Origin of the sequence: Hallerella sp., from assembly GCF_022776125.1 — a bacterium.
In the GTDB taxonomy this organism is placed as follows: domain Bacteria; phylum Fibrobacterota; class Fibrobacteria; order Fibrobacterales; family Fibrobacteraceae; genus Hallerella; species Hallerella succinigenes.
Map to the genome: position 1 here is coordinate 1 of NZ_JALFIA010000066.1, position 21,920 is coordinate 21,920.

The window sequence follows — 21,920 nt, forward strand, 5'->3', positions numbered from 1 at the left end:
CACCGAAAGCCGGGGTATCTGTTCCTGGGCGTGACCGACGACGGGAACGTCCAAGGAATAGACGTGACAGACGCCATCCTGAAAAATGTGGCCGCTATCCGCACCGATGGGAACATTCAACCGCAACCGTCCATGACCGTCAAAAAGGTTTCGATGGACGAAGGCGATATCGTGATGGTCAAGGTCGAACCTTCGATATTCCCGCCCGTCAGATACAAGGGACGCATCTGGGTAAGAATCGGCTCACGTAAAGGAGTGGCGAACGAAAACGACGAGCACATCCTGATGGAAAAACGTCGGGCTAATGTCACCTCATTCGATTTTGCGTCTTGCCGCGGAAAAATGCGGCATCGGGCTGAAGACCTCCTTCTTCTGGCGCCACAAGATTCTGGACTCCCTTCGCGGGGTCTCTCGGACGAGAAGACGTGCGTACCCTGCGGGCGATTCCTACGTATTTCCGGCGTATGTCCATGTTGTTTGAAGGCGTATTCCCACTTTTTCAGAATAAAATCTATATTCACGCTAGATGTCAACAACCATAATGACTAACAGAGCCTTGTTTTAAATTTAGCAAGGGTTATCCGAATGAAAACATCTTTGACTCGAATTTCAAATTTCACTGTTGTGTTTTACCTGATTGTGGGAGCTCTGCTCGGTTGCGAAACAATCTAGAGTCATCCTCTTCGCTAGACCCTCTCGCCATATCCTCTTCCAGTAGTTCCGAACGATTTTCGTTTGGAACTCTCGTTGACGAACGCGATGGCCAGGTTTACAAGACCATCGTCATCGCTGACAGCAATCATTCCCAAACCTGGATGGCGGAAAATCTGAATTTTGATTATCCAGTCAACCCGCCGAAAACGGACGTCAACAACTACAACGACACCACAAAAGTCTTAAAAAAATACGGAAAGCTGTACACTTGGAGTGCCGCGATCGATTCCGCAGGTCTTTACAACAATGATGCAAAGGGTTGCGGTTATGCGGCTACCTGCGAAATGGCGGACACCGTCCACGGCATCTGCCCCAAGGGCTACCATCTTCCTAACACCGACGAATTTAAAACATTGCAAAACATCACCGTAACCCTCGGTCCGTATTCGGGCCAAAAATTAAAAGCAGAAACAGACGATTGGGAAGATGTCAAGACGATCTACGGAACCTATGTCCACACTTATGGCACCGACAACTATGGATTCGGAGCTCTGCCGACCTATGCCCCCGGCAGTCGCTATGCGGCAATTTTCTGGACTTTCAGCCAATCTTCCAGCGACCCGACAAGCCACGGCAGCGCACTGGACTATGCCTTTAAAATTATCGGTTACGAATGGCCCGACATGAGTCCCGTCGAACTTGAGTTGGAATATAAAGACACATATTTTTCTATCCGTTGTATTCAAGACGCTCATTAAGCATACGAAAAAGCGGACCTTTCGGTCCGCTTTTCTTTTTTGGAATTTGACGTTAAAAAACGACGAGATCGTTCTTGTGGATGACTTCTTCCGGAGAGTCTTCGCCCAATATCGAGCGGACCTGAGCCGTTTTCTTTTGCAACACGAGCTGCACGTTTGCACTGTCCAGCTGAGCGATACCGCGGGCAAGGCGTTCTCCCTGCTGCGAAAGAACTTCGATTAAATCCCCCGCTTTAAACTGTTTTTGGACCGCGACGACGCCCACCGGGAGCAAGCTCGAATGTTTCTTACGCAAAGCTTCTGCGCAACCATCGTCCACGACAACGCTTCCACTCGGCGTGCTCACAAAAGAGAGCCAACGCTTACGGCTGCCGAGCTTTTTGTGGCTGCCGATGAACAGAGTACCGACAGCATCCCCATAGATAATTTCATGCGGGAGAACCTTCATTCCATTTGCGAGGAACGCGTTACAGCCGCTTTTCACCACCGCGCGAATGGATTCCACCTTGGAACGCATACCGCCCGTGCTGACTGCGGAACCATTTTCACCCGGCTTGCCCGTAAGAGCGATGATGTCCGGCGTGATTTCCGGAACAAAGCGCAAAAGGCGCGCCTTCGGATTCTTCTTCGGATTGTCGTCAAAGAGTCCGTCTTCATCGGTAAAGACGACCAAAAGATCCGCGTCAAAGAAGAGAGCGACGTCGCTTGAAAGCTTGTCGTTATCGCCAATGCCGTTCAGTTCCTTCACCACCAAAGAATCGTTTTCGTTAATGAGCGGAATGATTTTTTTTGAAATCATCGTCTTCAACGTATTCTGCAAATTCTTGTAACGCACGCGGTCGCGAAAGTCATCTGCCGAAAGCAGAATCTGTCCCACGGCAATTCCGTTACCGAGGAACATTTCTCGGTAGACGTACATCAAATCGATCTGTCCGACAGCGGCGCAAGCCTGCTTTTCCGCAAGGACCTTCGGCTTTTCATCATAACCGAGAATTGCCATGCCCGTTCCCACGGCACCGCTCGTCACCACGATGACTTCCTTGCCATCTTCCACAAGCTTTGCCACAGAGTGAGCAAACTTCTGAATAAAAGATGTGCGGACTCCACCGCGGACCGAATCCACCAAAATACGAGAACCGATCTTGATGACGATACGCTTGGCTTCTCCTAAAATGTTTCGACGTAATTCACTCATTGGAATACCTTACAAAGTAATTTTAGCGGCAGACGAGAAGACGGATAGAATCCAGACGGAGCTGCGGATTTAACGCGGCCTTCTTGTGAAGAGCCACGTTTTTACGAAGATGATCGAGAAGGGCACTGTTCTGAGCCTTGCCGCGCAAAGTCAGCAAATGGTTCATACGCTGATATTCCTGTTCGGCGCGTTCTTCCACCTTCTTCGCGGATTCCGCGGCAATCGCTTCCATCTTTTGTGTGGCGATACGCTTGGCGAGAGCGTGCCCCGTACTTGCGAAGTAGCGAAGTTTTTCGGTGACCACAGGTACCTTCTGCGGCACATTTGCATTGCGCATTTTGCCCTTGTCCATTGCCTCCAAACGATCCGAGCAATCCTTGCCCTGGGAATCGACCAGCACGCGAATGAATTCAGGACCGGCGAGACTCGAAAGTCCCCATGCGGCAGGTACAGACGGTTCCACGACAAAGTTATACTGCATGAGCATATCCTTTGAACCGGCATCGTCCCAAATGACGCAAGCGGTAAGCCCCTTGCCCGAAGCCGTCGCCATATCGATTACGCCCTGAGCAAGCGGATGTTCAAAGCTCAAAAAAGAAATTTCATCGTGTTGCATCGCCACGGTACGGTCAAACGTACCGGTGAGTTCGCCAGCACCATCGTCCGACTTTTCCGAGCCGTCCTTCGGGCCTGCGGCAAGAGTCTTGTCGAGCATCGTGCGAGTCGGAAGTCCCGGAATCGTACCGCCTTCGACCTGAGAGCCAGCGCGGAAAATCATGCTCGTTGGAACATAACCCTTTTCCACTTCTACGCCTGCGGCCATGAGCGTATCGATCATCAAATTCTGCAAACGTTCATCGGCGTCGATATTCCGGATTTCATCCGTAATCTGCTTCGAAACCTGCGGATCGCGCGAGTTGAATTCCAAAAGTTTATCGCGGCCCTTTTCAATGTTCTTGCGGAGCATTTCGCTGTCCTTCTGCACCAGCGGAATCGTTTCCTTCATAAACTTCGAAAGCTTGTGCTTCGGATCGGCCATCGCCGCAATCAAAGTTTCCGTGTACTTGAGGAAAAGTTCTCCACCGCTCATGAGAGGCGCACCGAATGCTCCAAGGCCTTCATTGTACCAGCGGAAGATCACTTCTTGCGCACTGCCCTTCACATACGGCACATGCACACGAATCGTCTGCGTCTGACCGATACGGTCCAAACGTCCAATACGCTGTTCCACGAGAGCTGCATCGAGCGGAAGATCGAACAAAATCAAATCGTGGCTGAACTGGAAATTACGACCTTCCGAACCGATTTCCGAAGCGATCATAAGCATCGGGCCGCGTTCATCGGCAAAGCTTGCCGCGGCACGGTCGCGTGCGAGGATCGACATATCTTCGGTAAAGGTCACATACGCATTTTCACCGATTTCTTCTGCGAGAACGCTCGCGAGAGCGTTCACTACATCTGGGTGTTCGCAAATGAGAAGAACCTTGTCCTTCAAATGTTCCTTCAAAAATCCGAGCAGCCAAGGAATGCGTTCATCCATGTTCCACGTGGACTTGTACTTGGTAATCAAGAGACCGTCCACGAGAATATCGAACGAATGATCCGGATCCGCTTCGCTTGCCTTTTCGACGAGCGTTCTGTACTGCGGAACCGGTTTCAGTTCCACTTCGTACAGTTCGCGTTTGGGGAATCCGCCTACGCTGCGGCGCGTGTTGCGGAAGACAACAGAGCCTGTACCGAGAGCATCGACAATGCGACGCACCCATTCTGCAGCGGTCATCTCACGGGAATTTTCCTTGGAGAGCCATTCGCGAATCGGAGAATTTTTCGGGAGCACTTCGTTCAAGTCGTCCCAGGTCATCGGTTCTTCCGATTCCACCGGGAGCTTCGAAAGATCGCGCACAATCTTGCGGTAGGATTCTTCGTCCTTCAAGAATTCCTGGTAAGCGGTAAAGCGCGCCGGATCGAGCATCTTCAAACGGTTAAAGTGCGATTCCGGTTGCAGCTGGAGAGGCGTACCCGTCAAAAGCAAAAGGCCCTTGGTTCGAGTCGTAATCGAATTCACGAGCAGATATTCCTTACTCGTAAAGTCGTCTTCGCAGACCAAATGATGAGCTTCATCGACAATCGTCAGATCCCATTCCGCGCTCAGAAAATCTTGCGTCACAGCCGGCTGGCTCATCACGAATTCAATCGTGCAAATCACATCGTTTGCCTGATTGAACGGATTCGGATTGTCGCTTTCATGCATACCGCTTTCAAGGAAGCTGCGAATATAGCCTTCATCCACCAAAGTGAATACATGGTTAAAGCGACGGTACATTTCCGTCATCCACTGGTGCTTCAGCGATTCCGGCACAAGGATGAGTGTTCGCGTAATGCGGCCCGTGCTGCGCAAGGAATGCCAGATCATGCCGGCTTCGATCGTCTTACCTAGACCGACTTCATCGGAAAGCATCAAACGCGGAATCGCACTGGAAGTGCAGGCACGTCTGCAAAGGTAATACTGGTGCGGAATCAAGTTCACACGCGGACCGATCATGCCACGCACCGAGGAACGTTGCCATTCGCAAGAAAGTTCATTCGCCGTTTCACGACGCACAAACTCCTTATTGTCGGCGCAGTTACCACGGATCAGCTGAGAAAAGATATCGGAGACTCGCGGAGCCGCCTTCGGGCTTAAATCCGACTCCTTCATTTCACGTCCGCCACGGCCCAAGTAAATGGCAAGGCCATTTTCCATGCAGATATTTTCAACGGTAAAGCTCATTCCCTTTTCGTTCTTGGCATTTTCGCCGACGGACAAAAGGTAACGCTTAATGGGAGCTGCAGTCGTGCGATAGATTCGAGACTGCTTCACAGCAGGGAATTCGATCGTGATGTTCTTGAACTCAATTTTCTGAACTCGACCCACACCCAGTTCAGGTTCTTGTTCACTGATATAACGCTGACCGATTTGGAATGTACTCATAATGCGCAAGTTAGCATTTTTGTAGATTTAGAAACGACTTATGAATTGGTTTTACATTGATGAAAGCATACTAGAAGGCGACCGCCGTCAAGGCCCGGTCAGTTTCGAAGATTTACAGATGCTGCACAGCAAGCAGCAGATTCACGAAAACTCCCTTGTCTGGCACAAAGGGCTCGACAATTGGATTACTTGGAAAGAAGCGCTCGACACGGAAGTCGCAAGCCATTCCGAAGAAGACGAGCGTATGCTCCGCGAAACCGTCGAAGCGATCTTGAAAGAACGCATCGAAGAATTCCAGAAGAAGACCTTCGCAGGCTTCTTTGTTCGCGCTGGCGCCATCATCATCGACTGGTTCATCATTGCGATGCTCTGGAAACTGGGAGTTCACATCCTCGACTGGACAAACCTGATCGACTTCAACACGATCGTCGAAGCGTCCAACGCTTTTATCGACAAGTATTCCGCAGACCCGATGGCGGCCAATCTCAGCAATGAGTTCATGTCGATTCCGGGAATGACGGATCTCCTCGGCATCTGGTTCATCATCCAGACACTTTACTTTGTCGGATTCAACGGGTTCCTTTCGGCGACGCCGGGAAAGTTCCTGTTGCATTTGAAAATCGAACGCGCTGATGGTTCTAAGCTGAAACTTTCCGGCGCGATTGTCCGCTACATTTTTAGCCTGCTCACCCAGGCAACTCTTGTCTTCTACGGAATCGGTTACGTCATCGCAGTGATCGATCCGAAAAAGCGTGCCCTGCATGACTTTTTCGCCCGCACCCAGGTGATTCACATTCGCAAGAAGAACGCGGATTCCGACGAGAACAAAGATTTAAATAAGGATTAATTTATATGGATTCCTTTTCGATAGTTCCCACCGGCAAACCGCTTAGCGGCGAAGTCGAAATCTCTGGGGCAAAGAATGCAGTTCTTGCGACAATGACAGCAGCCATGCTCGCAGACGGCGTGACCACGATTACGAACGTTCCCTATTTGCGCGACACAAAGACGATGTCGAACGTGCTCCGCGTCATCGGTTGCCGTATCGACGGAGGTCCGCATGAATTCAAGGTGGACACGCATGGCGCAAACCATTTGGAAGCTCCGTATGAACTCGTGAGCACGATGCGCGCAAGCTTTTACGTTCTCGGCCCTCTGGTTTCTCGCTTTGGCCGTTGCCGCGTGTCGCTTCCGGGCGGATGCGCTTGGGGGCCGCGTCCTGTAGACTTGCACTTGAAAGGCCTTGAAGCTCTCGGTGCAAATATCGAAGTAACCCACGGCTATGTGGAAGCGACTTCGAACGGACGCCTTCCGGGTGGCAACTTCCGATTTCCGATTTCTTCCGTTGGCGCTACGGTGAACGTTCTCATGGCAGCGACTCTAGCCAAAGGTACAAGCGTTCTTGAAAACGCAGCGATTGAACCGGAAATCGATTCCCTCGTCGATTTACTCCTGAGTATGGGCGTAAAGATCGAAGGCCGGGGAACGCGATCCCTCGTTGTCCACGGTGTCGAAGAAATGCATCCGGGCTTTAGCGAAACGATTCCAGACCGAATCGAAGCGGGTTCCTTCCTCTGTGGCGCGGTCATTAGCCGCGGTAAAGTCAAGGCGACCAAGTGCGACCCGATCCATATCAAATCGCTTCTTGACATCTTTGAAGAAATGGGCTGTATCGTTCACACCGGTAAGGACTGGGCAGAAGTCGATGCTTCGAGCCGCGACCTGAAACCGGTCCACGTGGAAGCGGTTCCCTACCCGGGCTTCCCCACCGACCTGCAGGCGCCACTGATGGCCGTCCTTGCAACCGTCCCTGGCGAAAGTAAGATCCGCGATACTGTTTATATCGACCGCTTTAAACACGTCGCCGAATTGAACCGCCTTGGTGCAAACATTTCTCTCGAAGGCAACACGGCAACGATCAAGGGCGTCGAAAAGCTCCAAGGCGCACCGGTCATGGCGTCGGATCTACGCGCTGCTGCAGCCCTCGTCATCGCGGGCCTTGTCGCAGACGGTGAAACGCGCGTCAGCCGAATTTACCATCTGGACCGCGGTTATGAAAACTTCGAAGCCAAGATGGCAAAGCTCGGCGGAATGGTTGTTCGTTTAAGCGACCCATCCTAATCCAAAGAAAAAGTCAAAACGGCAAACAAGAAAAGGCAACCGCTCAGTTGCCTTTTCTTTTTCGATAGCTCTTTCTGTCCAAAAAAAAGGCCCGCATTTCTGCGAACCTTTTTTGCAAATTGCGTTTTGAATCCGCTGGCGATTAAGCCTTTGCTTCTTCAGCAGAATCTTCTTCCACCGGGAGCTTCTTCATCACGTTGCGACGGCCATAACGGACCTTCGTCGGATCGAATTCAGCACCGACGGATTCCGGTTCTGCAGCCGAAGCAGCAGGAGCGGACGGAACAGCTGCCGGAGTTTCCGGGAGCGTTGCCTGAACACGCGGAGGAAGCGGACGACGACCTTCAGTACGCGGAGCTTCTGCAACCGGAGTTTCAACCACCGGAGCTGCAACCGGAGCCGGAGCAGCTGCGACAGGAGCTGGTGCAACCGGAGCTGCCGGAGCTTCAACCACCGGAGCCTCTGCTTCAGCAACCTTTTCTGCGGCGAATTCACGACGACGTTCGTTACGGCCATTGCGGCGGTCATTACGACGTTCATTGCGGTCGATGCGATCATTGTTGCGATCGCGGTTGTTATTGCGTTCCTGGCGATTGCCATTGTTATTCGAATTGTTGCGATCACGACGATCGTTGTTACGATTATTATCGCGACGGTCATTGTTACGAGCAGCCATATCCTGAGCGCTAACCGTATGACGGTTCGGCTTCAGATTGGTGTCCGAGACACGCTTGACAATCGGAGTATGAAGCATCGTGATGAGCTTATTCACCTTGGAAAGAATAACGATTCCAAGGATCACCGTGATAACGGCGAGTGCGAGAGTGATGTGTTCCATTTAGAGTACCTCAGTCAAAGGGTGACACAGAAAGCGGCTGGAAGGACCGTAATTTCCGCGGAAGTCGCGAGACGGGGCCATTTACTAGCGCTCCTGGGAGCTCAACGGCCATGTGAAAAGGCCCAAAAAACGGGCAAAATCGCCAACTGGCGAAAAAAAAAGCGACTTCGACGCCTAATTTAGATAATTACGGAAAGAATCGGTCGAAAATGCGCACAAAATCGTTGCAAAACCTGCAAAAAAAATTTTGTGCAGTGCCCCTATTGACAATTAAACAGATGTGCACTATTTTTATACTAAAAAGAACGAGGTCTTATATGGGTACGCCGCAAAAACCGCTAACCGATCGCCAGAAGGAAATCTACGACTACATCCGCTCCTGCACCGAAAAGGAAAAGATGCCGCCGACCGTCCGCGAAATCGGAGACAAATTCGGAATTTCTTCGACAAACGGAGTCCGCTCCATTCTGTCTGCCCTGATCAAAAAAGGTTACATCCGCAGAGCTGCGAGACTCAGCCGTGGCATCGAAATCCTGAACGCATCCGCCAAGGTTCAAAACGCCCCAGCAGAAGCTCAGAATTCCGAAAATACAGTTGAAGTTCCGATTATTGGACGCGTGGCTGCCGGCACCCCAATTCTCGCCGTGCAGAACATAGAAGGCACCGTGACCGTCGACCGCGACTTTCTCGCGAGCCAGCCGAATGTTTTCGCACTCCATGTAAAAGGCGACTCCATGATCAACGCAGGCATCTTTGACGGCGATCTCGTCTTTGCACGTTCCCAGACCGTTGCAGAACGCGGAGAAATCATCATCGCCCAAGTCGATGACGAAGCGACTGTGAAATACTATCAGCCGCAGCCGGATCACATCGAACTTCGCGCCGCAAACCCGAAGTACCAGCCGATCATCGTCAATCCAGACCGCAAGTTCTCGATCGCAGGCCGCGTCATCGGCGTTCTTCGCAAGATCAATTAATTTATCCGAACAAAAAAAGCTCGCGTGATTTTCACGCGGGCTTTCTTTTTAAAATCTTGAAGAATTCGAGGTTAGCGGATACCGGAATCGTCATCCAAGTTCAAATCTTCATCCACTTCTTCAATTTCCTGCTGAGTCGGTGCACCTTCAAAGTCGTCATCGTCACGAGCTTCATCCAAAGAATCCGTTCCAAGGAGCTTCGCCTGATAGTTCAAGTGGCGCGCTTCCTTCGAACTTCCAAGGCCGAGAATTTCTGCACATTCTTCGCAGTAGCCGAGATCCTTATCTACGCGAAATTCCGGAGCCACCGGATTGCGGCAGCACTTGGTGCAAAGCTGACGAGAGCATTCCTTTGCAAAGCGCAGGTTTTCTTCCTGGAGTTCTGCTATCACACGTGCGTAAAGCTCTTCCGGAGTTTCTTCCGCAAGAGATGCGCGGTGACGCATACTGGCAGTCGGCTTTTCAACCGCCTCTGCGCCTGAGACCTTTTTCTTTGTTGCAGAATCCTGTTCGGCTTCTTCGAAAAAGAATGCAACCTTCGTGATCTTAACGCCGCCGCAAAGAAGAATCGCATCATCTTCCACGACTTCGGGTTCCGGCTTGACCACCGGAGCTGGCTTCGTCGGTTTAGCTGGTTTCCCCGGCTTTGCAGGCTTTGTCACTGGCGTGACAGCCGGTTTTACCGATTTGTCCTTGGTTAGCGCCTTTTTCGTAGTTTTTTTTATCGAGCTTTTTGGATTAGCCGACTTTGCAGATCGCTGTGGGTTCGTCGATGATTCCTTTACGGAATTCTTCTTCGAGGTGGAGGATCCCTGCGTTACAGATTTCTTTTTTTCGACAGCGGTCTTTGCTGTTTTCTTCGTCTGCGGAGCAACCTTTTTAGTCGGAGCGGCCTTTTTCACAGTAACCGCTTTTTTGACCGCAGCCGTTTTCTTCGCTACAGGAGCTTTCTTCGGAGCAGCCTTTGCAGTAGACTTTTTCACAGGGGCTGCCTTTTTTACCGGAACGGTCTTCGCCGGAGCCGACTTCTTGACAGATGCTCCTTTTTTAACAGGAGCTGCCTTCTTCGGAGAACCTTTTTTCACCGACTGCACCTTTTTTGCAGGTGCGGCTTTCTTCACTGTCTTCTTTTCAGGAATTGATTTTTTCTTAGTCAATTGTTTTTTTGAGCTCATATCACTAAAATATAACAAACTATATTTGTGCCCGATGGCCAAAATAGAAGACAATATCCGCAATTTCTCGATTATCGCCCACATTGACCACGGCAAATCCACTCTCGCCGACCGTTTGATTGAACTGACCAAAACGGTTGCCGAAAAAGATATGCAGAACCAGCTCCTGGATGACATGGATCTGGAAAGGGAACGTGGCATTACCATTAAAGCCCATGCAATCCGTTTGCTCTATGAACGCAACGGCGAGCAGTACATTCTGAATATGATCGATACCCCGGGGCACGTCGACTTCAGCTATGAAGTTAGCCGCTCCCTCGCCGCATGTGAAGGTGCTATTCTCGTCGTCGATGCCACTCAAGGCATTCAGGCGCAGACCCTTTCGAACCTGTACCTCGCGATTGAAAACGATCTAACAATCATCCCAGTCCTGAACAAGGTGGACCTGCCAAGTGCTAACCCGGACCATGTGGCACAGCTCGTCGGCGATCTTCTCGGATATGATCCGGATAAGATTCCTCGCATTTCGGCTAAGACAGGCATCAACATTCCCGAAGTTCTCGACCGTATCGTCGACGAAATTCCGGCCCCGAAGGGTGACGCCAGCGCAAAACTCCAGGCGCTCATTTTCGATTCCATGTACGACACCTACCGCGGGGTGATCAACGACATCCGCATCATGAACGGCACACTCCGTCCTGGCATGGAAATTCAGCTGATGGCAAGCGGCGCCACCTATACGGTGACCGAAGTCGGAACCTTCACCATGAAGCGCAATCCGCGCAAGGAACTCACCGCAGGCATGGTCGGCTACGTCCTCGCCAACGTGAAAACGATCAGCGACGTGAAGATCGGCGACACAATCACCGATGCCAACGATCCTGCCGAAAATCCGCTGCCCGGTTACAAAGATATTCAGCCGATGATCTACTCGGGCATTTACCCGATCGATCCGGAAGACTACAAGAATTTGCGCGAAGCCTTGGAAAAGCTCAAACTGAACGATTCCGCATTGCAATGGGAACCGGAAACTTCTGACGCACTCGGCTTCGGTTTCCGCACGGGCTTCCTCGGACTCCTGCACATGGAAATCGTGCAGGAACGCTTGGACCGTGAATTCAACGTGAACATCATCACGACCGTTCCGAACGTGGAATACCACGTCTATCTGACGGGCGGTGAAATGATCAAGGTTTCGAGCCCGTCCAGACTTCCTGATGCTTCGCGTTACGAACGTATCGAAGAACCTTATGTGAAAGCTCAGATCTTTACGCCTAAGGAATACGTCGGTGGTCTCATGAAGCTTTGCGAAGAAAAGCGCGGTGAATTCGAAAACATGGAATACATCGACGAAACGAAGGTCATCCTCAAGTACGATCTTCCGCTTGCCGAAATCATGTTCGACTTCTACGACAAGCTCAAGTCCATTAGCCGCGGTTACGGCGGACTTGACTACGCCCCGAACGGCTACCGAGCAAACAACCTGGTGAAGCTCGACATCTTGTTGAACGGTGATCCGGTGGATGCGTTCTCGGTGATCATTCACCGTGACAAGTCCGCATCCTATGCAAACGCAATCTGCGTCCGCTTAAAAGACCTGATCCCTCGCCAGCAGTTCGACGTCGCGATCCAAGGAGCCATCGGCGGAAAGATTATCAGCCGCAGCACGGTCAAAGCCGTTCGCAAGGACGTTCTTGCCAAGTGCTATGGCGGTGACATCACCCGCAAAAGAAAGCTTCTCGAAAAGCAGAAGGAAGGTAAGAAGCGTATGAAGAGCATCGGCACGGTCGAAGTTCCTCAAAAGGCATTCCTCGCCGTTCTTTCCCTTTCCGACGCAGGCAAGGGCTCCGAAAACTAATCATGTCTGTTCAGTCGACTAGCCGCAGACTCTTGCATTCCACGTCTCCGAGCTGGAACGTTCTTTTGGGAACGATCCTTGCGATTGTTTTCGTGGCAAGCTTTGCGGCTAGATTCTATGCGATTGAACCTTTCCGCATCGTCGGGAACTCGATGGAGCCCGAACTACCTTCGGGGGAGCTCGTCTGGGTCTGCAAACTTCCAACGTGTACAGACAAATTAATTCGCGGTGACATTGTACTCGTTTCGTTTCCCGATCATTCCGAAGCGCTCCGTACAGTCTTTGGACTTCCCGGAGACACGGTGCACCTTTCACCCGCCGGGAAAATCCGTGTAGAACAAGATCTGTACAGCTGGGAAGAAGAATCCGAAATTCTCGCGCCTCGCAGTTTTTACGTCCCGCGAAAAAACGATTCCATCGTATTTAAAAACTTGAACGACATCTCATTCGACTACACTTCGGAATGGGCGCATCGCAAATTCGGTTTCCGCAACTTTTATACCGAAGCCAAGCTGTACCGCGGCACGGACACGCTTCCGATCAGCCGCGTCGGCAGCACCCATATTTTTGGACGCCCCGTTTCAATCCGTGAAATCAACGGTTTCCACTGGCAAGAATACATTTTACTCGGTCTGCAAATCGACCGTGAAGATCCGGGAGCAAAGCCCGTCCACTTTGAACGCAAACTTTACCGCACCCAGGATTCTTCCGAAGTTCAATATTTCAAGGCTCCCCAAGACGCGTATTACGTCATCTGTCAAAAAGGCGTCCGTTGCGAAGATTCCCGCAGCTTCGGCTACATTTCCAAAAGTCAAATCAAAGGGAAGCTTTTACGCTTTTAAAAGCTTTTTCGGCGCTAGCGCCATGCAAGTACACCACGTCCGATTTTTGAATAAAGCGTTCTAACGCAAGCACCGCCTTGCCCGAATAAAAATGCCATGCGACAGGATGCGTCAAGGCTTTGAACTTTTCTTCATCCACAGGCGCAGGCGAAGTTTCGTAAACCGGGAAGTGGCAAATTTCAATCTGATTTTCTTCGGAAATCGCGCGCAAATCCGCAGCCGTCTGCGAGGCGGAAATCCAGGCGACTTTTTTTACAGGATGCTTTTTTAAGAAGCCCGGAAAATCTTTGCCAGCGCCATTTTCCGATCCGGCTACCGACACCGAAATTCCAGATTGCAAAAGGCACTGCGCCGTCTGAACGCCTGCGGCAAAAATCACACCGCTGAAGTTTTTCAGGACCTCTTTTGAAAGATTCACCGCCCGTGGACTTCCGAGAAAAGCGGCATCAAAATCCGAAAGTTCCAGCGGAATTCCTGTCGGACGATACTGCAACGCCGGCACGTGCCAAAGCTCGTTTCCGGCCAAGGCTTCGCGAGAAAAGGCTTCCGCATTCGGCGGTGTCATTTTCGTATCGATGACAAGCATTAGTGTTCCGTATTCCAGAATGCGGCAATCGCTTCCGTTCCCGGAGCTTCCGAAGGAAGCATGATTCCTTTTTGATGGCAAGCGTCCATGAAGGTCTTTGCAAACGCGTCCAAAGCCTTGCATGCGTGCGCCTGTTCCGAAAGTGCATTTTCTTCAAAACGCTGGACCATGCGCAGAGACTGTCCGTTCTGCGGATCGGCGAGATACGCGGTAAAGCGGAAGGCGCTTCCATCCACTTCTAGGATTGCGCCCATCGGAACGCGACAGCCACCGCCGAGCAAATTCATCCAATGACGTTCCACACGAGCCGCAATGACCGTTTCACGATGAGAAATCTTTTCGGCGATTTCCCGCGCCATGGAATTTTCCTTGAGGCTCTGTAAGGCGATAATGCCCTGACCGATCGCCGGCGTCACCTGGTCGACCGTAAAGACTTCCGAAATTTCCGAAGGCATTTCCAAACGGTTCAAACCCGCAGCCCCTAAGAGAATTGCGTCGAATTCCCCGTTCCTGACCTTTTCAATACGAGACGGCAAATTGCCGCGCAAGTTCACGCAATGCACGTCCGGACGCATTTTTTTCAACTGCAAAACGCGGCGCGGCGAACCGGTTCCGATCGTTGCACCAGGCCTTAAATCGGCAAACTTTTTACCGCCCGAAACCAAAACGTCACACGGATTCTCGCGTTTTAAAAATCCCGAAAGTACCAAGCGATCGTCCATCGAATCCGGCACATCTTTCAGGGAATGCACCGCGAGATCTATCTTCTTTTCCATCAGGGCTTCTTCGATTTCTTTTACAAAAACGCCCTGACCACCGAACGAAACCAGGGAACGCACATGGTCCTTATCACCACTCGTTTTAATGATGCAGATTTCTGCGGTTAAATCCGGAAAAGCTTTTTGGATCAAGTCCCGGGTCAAATAGGCTTGGGCAAGAGCGAGAGCGCTTCCGCGTGTACCGATCTTAATCGTTCCCATGTGCAAAACCTCTTAATCTTCGCTTTTCAAGTCGAAGAGTTTTTCGAGAATCAACTGGCTTTCAAGGCCCATACCCGCAGCGCCCAGACGTTTGAGTGCCGAAGACGGACGGTGCAAAAGTTTCGCGATCAGTTCGTCGTTGTAACGGCGCAGGTGTTCCATTTCTACTGGAGACACACGATGTTCCCACTTTTGAAGCAATTCCTGTCCGATCGTTTCGTGGTGTTTGCGAAGCGAAAGCATCAGCGGAATCACACCGAGAGTCGCATACCATTCGGCGAATTCGTCCACCGCATCGCTGATGATTTCGCGAGCGCGTTCTGCGGAATGCCGTCTCTTGTTGCGGTTATCTTCCACCACGCGGCTCAGCTCGTCGATGCTAAAGAGCGAAATGTTAGGAAGCTTTGCAATTGCCGGATCGATGATTCTCGGAGCGCCGATATCTATATATACAGTCTTGACGCTGCGCTTCGCCTTTTTCACCATATCATCGGTAACGAGATATTCGGGCGAAGAGGCTGCGGCGATCAGCAAGTCCACGTCTTTCAGTTTTTCGGGCATTTCGTAGAGGTCATAAGCCTCACCCCCAAAACGCGCCGCAAAATTCTGAGCCTTGGCAAGAGTGCGGTTAAAGAACCGGAATTTGGTCACCCGTTCTGTGGAAAGCTCCACAGAAGCGATGTTTCCCATGTCGCCGAGTCCAAGTATTCCCACACAAAGCGGCGAAAGGTCGTCAAATTCGCGCAAAGCAAGCTGAACCGCCGCAAACGGAATCGAAACGGTACCTTCCCCGATTGCCGTATCCTCTCGGACCTTCTTACCGAGGGTCAAAGCCGACTGGAACAGGTGACTGAGGAAGAATCCCACTTTTCCCGCCTTCTGCGAAAGCTGAAACGCCTCCTTGACCTGTCCCATGATCTGGGTTTCGCCCAACACCAGGCTGTCGAGAGAGGAAACCACCGTATAAAGGTGCGAAATCGCCTCGATATGGGTCAAATAGAAGCAATGCGGGACGAGTTCTGCGGCATCCATGTGCGCAAATTCCGCCCACCAGTTGATCAATGTATCCCTTAATGCGTCCGGATACAGGGTCGCGGCATAGATTTCTGTACGGTTGCAGGTAGAAAGGATGACCACTTCCGAAAGTCCGGGAAGCATTCCCAGGCTCGAAAGGCCCTTATCGAGCAGGTTACCAGAAAAACCAAGCCGGTCACGTAAAGCAACCGGGCACGTCTTATGACTTGCGCCGAGAACGACACAATGCGTATTTTCTTTATTGTTCATCACTTTTTTCAAATATGTAAGCTAGAAAAATTTTGGGAAGTTACCTCTCAAAAAAAGGATTATATATATTTGTGGCAGAATATTTATTGGAGTCAACGAATGAAGTCTAAGTTATTCGCTATCATCGGTATGCTTGCGGCCACCACTTTCGCCGATGACTATACCATTCAAAGTTTTTCCGGCGAAGAAGTCGGTACCCCAGACCAATATATTGACGCAGAATTTGGCGGCTCTTTGAAAATTTCTGCATCCGGCTCGGTCGAAAATGTTCAAGACGGACGCTTCTATGTACGTCAGAAGTTTGAAGATCCGTTTGGCGAAGCCCCGACTACCTACCAGCTTTATGAAGGCCGCGAAGGTTCCGACAAGGCTAGCCTTGCTGAATTCAGCCTTCCGGACGGCATCGCCTACGGTTTCGTCGTCAAGGCGAAAGCTTATTCAAGCAAAGATGCCGATGCAAACAGCGATATTGAAAAGGTTTACTTCGACGGCAAGTCCGTCTTCGCAGAAGGCGTGACCGAAATGTACGTCCACCGCGGAGTCAAGACGATTGCCCTCGTTTCTGCTTCCGCCGAATCTTCCTCCAGCAGCGAAGACACCTACGCAGCAGCCCCGGCAGAAGAAAGTTCCTCCTCCGCAGAAGACGAATACGAATACTGCGATGATAACGATCCGGATTGCGAAAGCGAAGATGATTACAACTACGACGTCCAAGGCGACGTGGGTGAAACAGCAAGCCGTGCAAACGACGAAGATTACGCTTCTAGCGACGCGGCAAACGATGTGACGAACCGCTTCGGTATCGCCGACGAAGTTCGTAAGTGGAGCGCTTGGGGTCTTGTCGGCGTGGCCGCAGCTGGTATCGGCATCGGCATCTACGACCAGATGCAGTATAGCGACGCAAAGTCCGCTTACGACGACGTAAACGACGTGATCGATTCCCACAAGGAAAATATCAAAAACGCTTGCGGCGGCAAGAATTCTTGCTACGAAGCTCTTCTCTGGTACGAAAAACAGGATAAGACCTCGGCAATCAGCCAGCTCGAATCCCGCAACAAGAAGAACAAGGACGCGATGGATTCCTACTCGATGGCTCGTAACATCTGGTTCGGTGTTGCAGCAGCCTCGATCGCTGGCGCTATCGTCCTCTTCACCTGGTAATGAAGACCGGTAAAATTACGGTTCAAGATTTGGGCTTTGAGACGATTCTCGGGGCCCTTTCTTTTGAGCGCGAAACACCGCAACCGGTGACGCTCAGCTTTTCCCTTTGGTTGGACTTCGAACCGATTGCGGCATCTGACGATTTAAACGACACGGTCAACTATGCCGATTTGTCCAACGAACTGGTGAAATTTATTCAAGATTCCAAATTTCAGCTGGTCGAAACTTTAGTTCTGCGTACTGCCGAAAAGATCTTTGAAAAGTCCCCGAAGGTTTCTGCCGCCTGGGTCCGTATCCAGAAGACGGAAGCGATCCCGGGAGCCAAAGGCTCTGTGGCAGAGATCCAGCTCGAACGTTCCTAACCGTTCCAAGCATCAACTGTTTAAGCCTGAAAAGGCTCGATACCTTAAAGCTTCCGCGATGTCTGAACATTCAACGGAAGCCTTTTTTGCATCTTCCGCTTTAGAGCCGAACTGTGAAGCTCTCAAGTCCGCAATGGTGCGGGCAACCTTAAGCATGCGGTAATAGCCTCTGGCGCTTAGCTGCATTTTGTCGGCGGCGGAAACAGCAAAGCGTTCCGTTTCGACACTCATTCCGCAGAAGTTTTTTGTTTCTTCGCTTGTCATTTCGGAGTTCGTGCGGCAACGCGAGCGCCTAAACCTTTGCTGTTGCAAGTCCCGGGCTGCGGTCACACGGGCACGGATTTCAGCGGAAGATTCCCCGGGCGGCATCTGCATCAGCTGTTGCGGATCGGTGGACGGGACCGCCATTTGGATGTCAATCCGGTCGAGCAGCGGACCAGAAAGGCGTTGCCGATACCGTCGAACGGAATCCGGCAAGCAGGAACATTCCCTTTTCGAGTCCATCGAATATCCGCATGGGCAAGGATTCATCGCCGCACCCATCATAAAGCGCGCAGGCCAGGAGACCGTTCCACAGGCGCGGCTGATGTGGATTACACCTTCTTCCATCGGCTCGCGAAGAGCCTCTAGAACGTTCCGGTTGAACTCGGGAAGCTCATCTAAAAAGAGCACTCCATTGTGAGCCAGGCTCGCCTCTCCGGGGCGCAGATGCACTCCGCCCCCGACGAGCGAAACCATCGACGAAGAATGATGCGGTGAACGGAACGGGCGGCGTGCAAAAAAGCATTTCGCCTTATCTTCACCAAGAACATGTAGCGAAGAATAGATGCGTGTACATTCGAGAATTTCTTCATCGGTCATCGGAGGCAAAATGCTCGGAAGGCAGCGGGCGGAAAAAGTCTTGCCCGATCCAGGAGAACCGACCAGCAAAAAGTTATGAGCGCCCGCCGCCGCAATTTCCAAGGCTCTCTTCACCCCTTCCATTCCTACCACAGAACGAAAATCCGGTACCGAGGGATCTGCAGCCAAAGCCCTACGCGAAATACCGCAAGACCGCACCGGGAGCTTTACAGAACCCGGCGCAATCGCATCGATGCATTCCGCAAGGGTGGAGACGCCAATCACCGAAAGCCCTTCCACAAGGCTCGCCTCCGCAACGTTCTCCCTCGGCACCACTAAAATGTCTTCTTTTTTAGAAAGGCTCATCGCCACGGAAAGCACACCATGTACAGCCTTCACCTTTCCATCTAAAGAAAGCTCCCCCAAAAAGACAAACCTTTCTGGACGCTCCGCCTGGATTTCTTCGCTCGCCACGAGCATTCCAATCGCAAGCGGAAGGTCCAAAGAAGTTCCCTCCTTGCGCAAATCCGCAGGGGAAAGGTTCACGATTATGCGACTTCCGGATGCCGCATAACCGGAACTTCGAATACTCGAAACGACGCGTTCCCGAGATTCGCGAACCGCATTGTCCGGGAGACCGACCAGTGTAAAACCGGGAAGTCCCGGCGAAGAATCAACTTCCACATGGACAGGAATCGCCTTGATTCCGAGCAGGCAGCTTGTGCGAATTCTTTGGAACACGTCGAAACCTCTTATGCAGCCGTGACTTCCTGGTACTTTTCCAGCACGCAGTTTTCGATATGCTCACGGCATGCGCGGGTAATCGGGTAGAAGATGCTGCGATATTCCTCGCCCTTGTAGAACGGGTCGTTCGGATAGCCTACAAACAGACCGTTTTCACCGTCCATCACACGGAGCTGCGTGAGTTCAAACTGGTCGTTCAGAACCACACGGGCAAGCGCCTTGATGTGGCCCATGTTAATGCCTTCCTTGAACGGATACACACGGACATTGGTGACGACGAGGCAATCGAATTCCGAAACCTTCGCCGGCTTTTCCTGCTTGACTTCTGCTGTTTCTGCTTTGACCTTTGGCATTGCGCCCTCCTAATAAGTTAGCGTCTCAACATCGAGACACTGCTATTAAAGCAAAATGCGTGCCAAAGCAAAAAAGGCGATTTCTTAAGGAAATCGCCGTTTTTTATTTTTCAAAAGTGATTAATCAGTGATTACAATCGATTAATCAGCGTCTTGGACGCAACGAACGCTATGCGCATAATTATCTGCGAAGTAATCAAAAACCCACGTTTCATCATACCAGTCATGATAATTATAAAGAGCCACCCTGAACGCGTTACGCTCGGGGGTCAAAGTTCCTTTTGTCGACGTCCAGAAAAAAGCGGAGAATCCGATGTTTTGGCATTCGGGAACACACCCCCCCGCAGGAATGGCTCCAAAACCGAAAGGATCGTATCCATTACGCTCAATCGTTTTATCATAAGCCTGATAATAAGTCGATTTCCAGCCAACCTTGGATTTTAAAAGGCGTCCGGTCTGCCAGGATTCCACATACCTCCCGTTAGAATAAGCATACGCCGTAAGTCTGTGAAATTCTTGACTGCTCGGCAAATGCCACCCTTTGGGGCAAACGCCTCGGACCGTATCCTTTGGGGCGCATTCCTTTGATTCTAGTCCGCACTCCTTGCCGTCTTCGCTAAAAAGAGCCGCAGAATCCATGGCGGCCGCCCACGTATAATAACGTCCGAGCTTTGCACAATACTCAACGGAATCTTGATAGCAGAAACTGGTCGGTTTTCCCGATGCCGTTTGCACGTCATAATCAAAATTCAGGTTTTCCGCCATCCAGATTTGAGCCGAATCCTCGCTTCCGATTGCAACCGTTCTATAGACTTGCCCATCTCTTTCGTCGACAAGTTCCCCATATGAAATATTCGGGTTGTAATATTTTCCAGATTCCAAAACAGAATAGGAAGAAGATGAAACGACGTTTACACCAGAACTGGACGAATTTGCATCCGAAGATTCTTCTGACGAGGAAAGGTCTACCTCGGAACTAAAAGATGAGGAAGAAACTGAGGTAGACGAGCTTTTCATTTTACCCCTTAATCGCATCCGACATACTGAACATCGGCATGTACATTGCAATCATGAGGAAGCCGACAGCACCGCCGAGCACCACCATGATAAGCGGTTCCATCATCGACGTCAAAGCGTCGATCGCGGCGTCCACTTCTTCGTCGTAAAAGTCTGCGACCTTCAAAAGCATCGCGCCGAGCTGACCCGTTTTTTCACCGACGCCGACCATCTGGATGACCATCGCCGGGAAGATCTTCGCATCCTTCATCGGATCTACAATACTCTTACCGCCAGCAAGGCCGACCGCAATCTTCATAATTGACGCTTCGACCACAGAGTTACCCGAGGTTTTTGCCGTTACCTGCAACGCTTCCGTCACCGAAACACCGGCATTCAAAAGCGTACCGAGAGTACGGCTAAAACGCGCCACGGCACTCTTGATTTGCAAGTCGCCCACCTTCGGAACTTTAAGCAAGAACTTATCAAAGGCAAAGTGCAATTTCGGGACCTTCATCACGACCTTGAACGCGACGATAATCGCGACGACGCTCAAAATCCAGAACGCCGCATAATCGCGGATCATATCCGAAAGATCCATCACGAACTGCGTCGGCCACGGAAGTTCGCCACCGAGTTCCATAAACGAAGCCGCAAAGGTCGGCACCACGAAGGAAAGCATCAAGACCACCACAAGAACAGCCACGACAGCGACCATCACCGGGTAAGTCAAAGCCTTCTTCACTTTACGGACCAAGCGTTCGTTCGATTCCAGGTAGTCGGCAAGACGAGAAAGAATTCCGTCCAAGATACCGCCCGCTTCACCTGCCGCAACCATGTTACAGTAGAGCTTGTCAAAGACCTTCGGATGCTGAGTCAAAGCATCGGCAAGGCTTGAACCACCACTGATCGACATCGTAAGCTTGTGAACCACTTCGCGCATCGCCGGGTTTTCCATCTGCTCTTCCAAAATGGTCAAGCACTGGAGCATCGGAAGACCTGCGGAAGTCATCGAGCTGAACATGCGCGTAAAGCGGGAAACGTCCTTGGTTTTGATGCCCGAGCCGATATTGATCCGGATTTCAATCGGTTTGCGTTTAAGGCTTTCAACGACCAAGTGTTTACGGCGAAGCAGGGATTCCGCTTCATTCTTATCCTTCGCCTCAATTTCCCCGCTAAACTGGTTTCCTTGAGTATTTTGCGCCTTATAAAGGAAAACCGGCAT

20 protein-coding genes are annotated in these 21,920 nt (G+C 51.2%); 9 read left to right on the top strand and 11 right to left on the bottom strand.

All coding sequences use genetic code 11. From position 1 onward, the window contains the following. Together MR847_RS08105 and MR847_RS08110 are read left to right on the top strand one after the other, a co-directional pair. On the top strand, window positions 1-549 hold a 549-nt coding region (locus tag MR847_RS08105), incomplete at its 5' end, for an AlbA family DNA-binding domain-containing protein (RefSeq protein WP_287723475.1). A gap of 107 nt (window positions 550-656) precedes the next feature. After that, a complete protein-coding gene (locus tag MR847_RS08110) occupies window positions 657-1,412 on the top strand; it encodes an FISUMP domain-containing protein (RefSeq protein WP_287723476.1) in 756 nt (251 codons plus the stop codon). Window positions 1,413-1,464: 52 nt separating this feature from the next. Here MR847_RS08110 and proB read toward each other — a convergent pair whose 3' ends face one another. Beyond that, window positions 1,465-2,607, bottom strand: a complete 1,143-nt coding sequence (gene proB, locus MR847_RS08115) for a glutamate 5-kinase (protein ID WP_106519145.1) — start codon at window positions 2,605-2,607, stop codon at window positions 1,465-1,467. A gap of 22 nt (window positions 2,608-2,629) precedes the next feature. Next, on the bottom strand, window positions 2,630-5,578 hold the full coding sequence (gene rapA, locus MR847_RS08120; protein ID WP_287723477.1) for an RNA polymerase-associated protein RapA: 2,949 nt from the start codon (window positions 5,576-5,578) through the stop codon (window positions 2,630-2,632). A 40-nt stretch (window positions 5,579-5,618) separates the two neighbouring features. Here rapA and MR847_RS08125 point away from each other — a divergent pair, with 40 nt between their 5' ends. Both MR847_RS08125 and murA read left to right on the top strand, forming a co-directional pair. Beyond that, window positions 5,619-6,425 carry an RDD family protein gene (locus tag MR847_RS08125; RefSeq protein WP_287723478.1) on the top strand — a complete coding sequence of 269 codons (807 nt, stop codon included), beginning with the start codon at window positions 5,619-5,621 and terminating at the stop codon, window positions 6,423-6,425. A 5-nt stretch (window positions 6,426-6,430) separates the two neighbouring features. Further along, on the top strand, window positions 6,431-7,699 hold the full coding sequence (gene murA / locus MR847_RS08130) for a UDP-N-acetylglucosamine 1-carboxyvinyltransferase (RefSeq protein ID WP_106519148.1): 1,269 nt from the start codon (window positions 6,431-6,433) through the stop codon (window positions 7,697-7,699). A 142-nt stretch (window positions 7,700-7,841) separates the two neighbouring features. Here the strand turns inward: murA and MR847_RS08135 are convergent, their stop codons facing one another. Next, window positions 7,842-8,537 (bottom strand): hypothetical protein, encoded by a 696-nt coding sequence (locus tag MR847_RS08135; protein ID WP_287723479.1) that lies wholly within the window; start codon window positions 8,535-8,537, stop codon window positions 7,842-7,844. 317 nt (window positions 8,538-8,854) lie between these two features. On the opposite strand from MR847_RS08135, the gene lexA reads away from it, so the two are divergent. Further along, complete coding sequence (lexA, locus tag MR847_RS08140) at window positions 8,855-9,514, top strand: transcriptional repressor LexA (RefSeq protein ID WP_106519151.1); 660 nt, start codon at window positions 8,855-8,857, stop codon at window positions 9,512-9,514. A gap of 71 nt (window positions 9,515-9,585) precedes the next feature. On the opposite strand, the gene MR847_RS08145 is transcribed toward lexA, so the two are convergent. After that, complete coding sequence (locus tag MR847_RS08145) at window positions 9,586-10,635, bottom strand: hypothetical protein (RefSeq protein WP_287723480.1); 1,050 nt, start codon at window positions 10,633-10,635, stop codon at window positions 9,586-9,588. Between the two features lie 88 nt (window positions 10,636-10,723). On the opposite strand from MR847_RS08145, the gene lepA reads away from it, so the two are divergent. Both lepA and lepB read left to right on the top strand, forming a co-directional pair. Next, complete coding sequence (gene lepA, locus MR847_RS08150) at window positions 10,724-12,547, top strand: translation elongation factor 4 (protein ID WP_100426006.1); 1,824 nt, start codon at window positions 10,724-10,726, stop codon at window positions 12,545-12,547. Between the two features lie 2 nt (window positions 12,548-12,549). Further along, complete coding sequence (gene lepB, locus MR847_RS08155) at window positions 12,550-13,389, top strand: signal peptidase I (RefSeq protein ID WP_100426005.1); 840 nt, start codon at window positions 12,550-12,552, stop codon at window positions 13,387-13,389. Here the strand turns inward: lepB and MR847_RS08160 are convergent. The 3 genes from MR847_RS08160 to hemA are packed head-to-tail and all read right to left on the bottom strand — an operon-like array spanning window position 13,364 to window position 16,239. After that, window positions 13,364-13,975: a uroporphyrinogen-III synthase gene (locus MR847_RS08160; protein ID WP_287723481.1), complete on the bottom strand. Its 612-nt coding sequence runs from the start codon at window positions 13,973-13,975 to the stop codon at window positions 13,364-13,366. The two genes, lepB and MR847_RS08160, sit on opposite strands and share 26 nt — an antisense overlap. Then, a complete protein-coding gene (gene hemC / locus MR847_RS08165; RefSeq protein ID WP_100426003.1) occupies window positions 13,975-14,955 on the bottom strand; it encodes a hydroxymethylbilane synthase in 981 nt (326 codons plus the stop codon). Before hemC ends, MR847_RS08160 begins: the two co-directional genes overlap by 1 nt. Window positions 14,956-14,967: 12 nt before the next feature. Continuing rightward, window positions 14,968-16,239, bottom strand: coding sequence for a glutamyl-tRNA reductase (gene hemA, locus MR847_RS08170; RefSeq protein ID WP_106519156.1), 1,272 nt, complete (start codon window positions 16,237-16,239; stop codon window positions 14,968-14,970). Window positions 16,240-16,338: 99 nt separating this feature from the next. On the opposite strand from hemA, the gene MR847_RS08175 reads away from it, so the two are divergent. Together MR847_RS08175 and MR847_RS08180 are read left to right on the top strand one after the other, a co-directional pair. Further along, window positions 16,339-17,400, top strand: a complete 1,062-nt coding sequence (locus tag MR847_RS08175) for a hypothetical protein (protein ID WP_100426001.1) — start codon at window positions 16,339-16,341, stop codon at window positions 17,398-17,400. After that, window positions 17,400-17,762, top strand: coding sequence for a dihydroneopterin aldolase (locus MR847_RS08180; protein ID WP_100426000.1), 363 nt, complete (start codon window positions 17,400-17,402; stop codon window positions 17,760-17,762). Before MR847_RS08175 ends, MR847_RS08180 begins: the two co-directional genes overlap by 1 nt. Before the next feature lie 12 nt (window positions 17,763-17,774). Here the strand turns inward: MR847_RS08180 and MR847_RS08185 are convergent, their stop codons facing one another. The 4 genes from MR847_RS08185 to MR847_RS08200 all read right to left on the bottom strand — a co-directional run bounded on the left by MR847_RS08185 (window position 17,775) and on the right by MR847_RS08200 (window position 21,920). After that, the gene (locus MR847_RS08185) at window positions 17,775-19,343 is read right to left on the bottom strand and encodes a YifB family Mg chelatase-like AAA ATPase (protein WP_287723482.1); all 1,569 of its coding nucleotides are present in this window, start codon (window positions 19,341-19,343) and stop codon (window positions 17,775-17,777) included. 11 nt (window positions 19,344-19,354) lie between these two features. Beyond that, on the bottom strand, window positions 19,355-19,699 hold the full coding sequence (locus tag MR847_RS08190) for a SpoVG family protein (protein WP_100425998.1): 345 nt from the start codon (window positions 19,697-19,699) through the stop codon (window positions 19,355-19,357). Window positions 19,700-19,840: 141 nt separating this feature from the next. Then, on the bottom strand, window positions 19,841-20,716 hold the full coding sequence (locus MR847_RS08195) for an FISUMP domain-containing protein (RefSeq protein WP_287723483.1): 876 nt from the start codon (window positions 20,714-20,716) through the stop codon (window positions 19,841-19,843). Window position 20,717: 1 nt separating this feature from the next. Next, window positions 20,718-21,920, bottom strand: a complete 1,203-nt coding sequence (locus MR847_RS08200; RefSeq protein WP_106519159.1) for a type II secretion system F family protein — start codon at window positions 21,918-21,920, stop codon at window positions 20,718-20,720.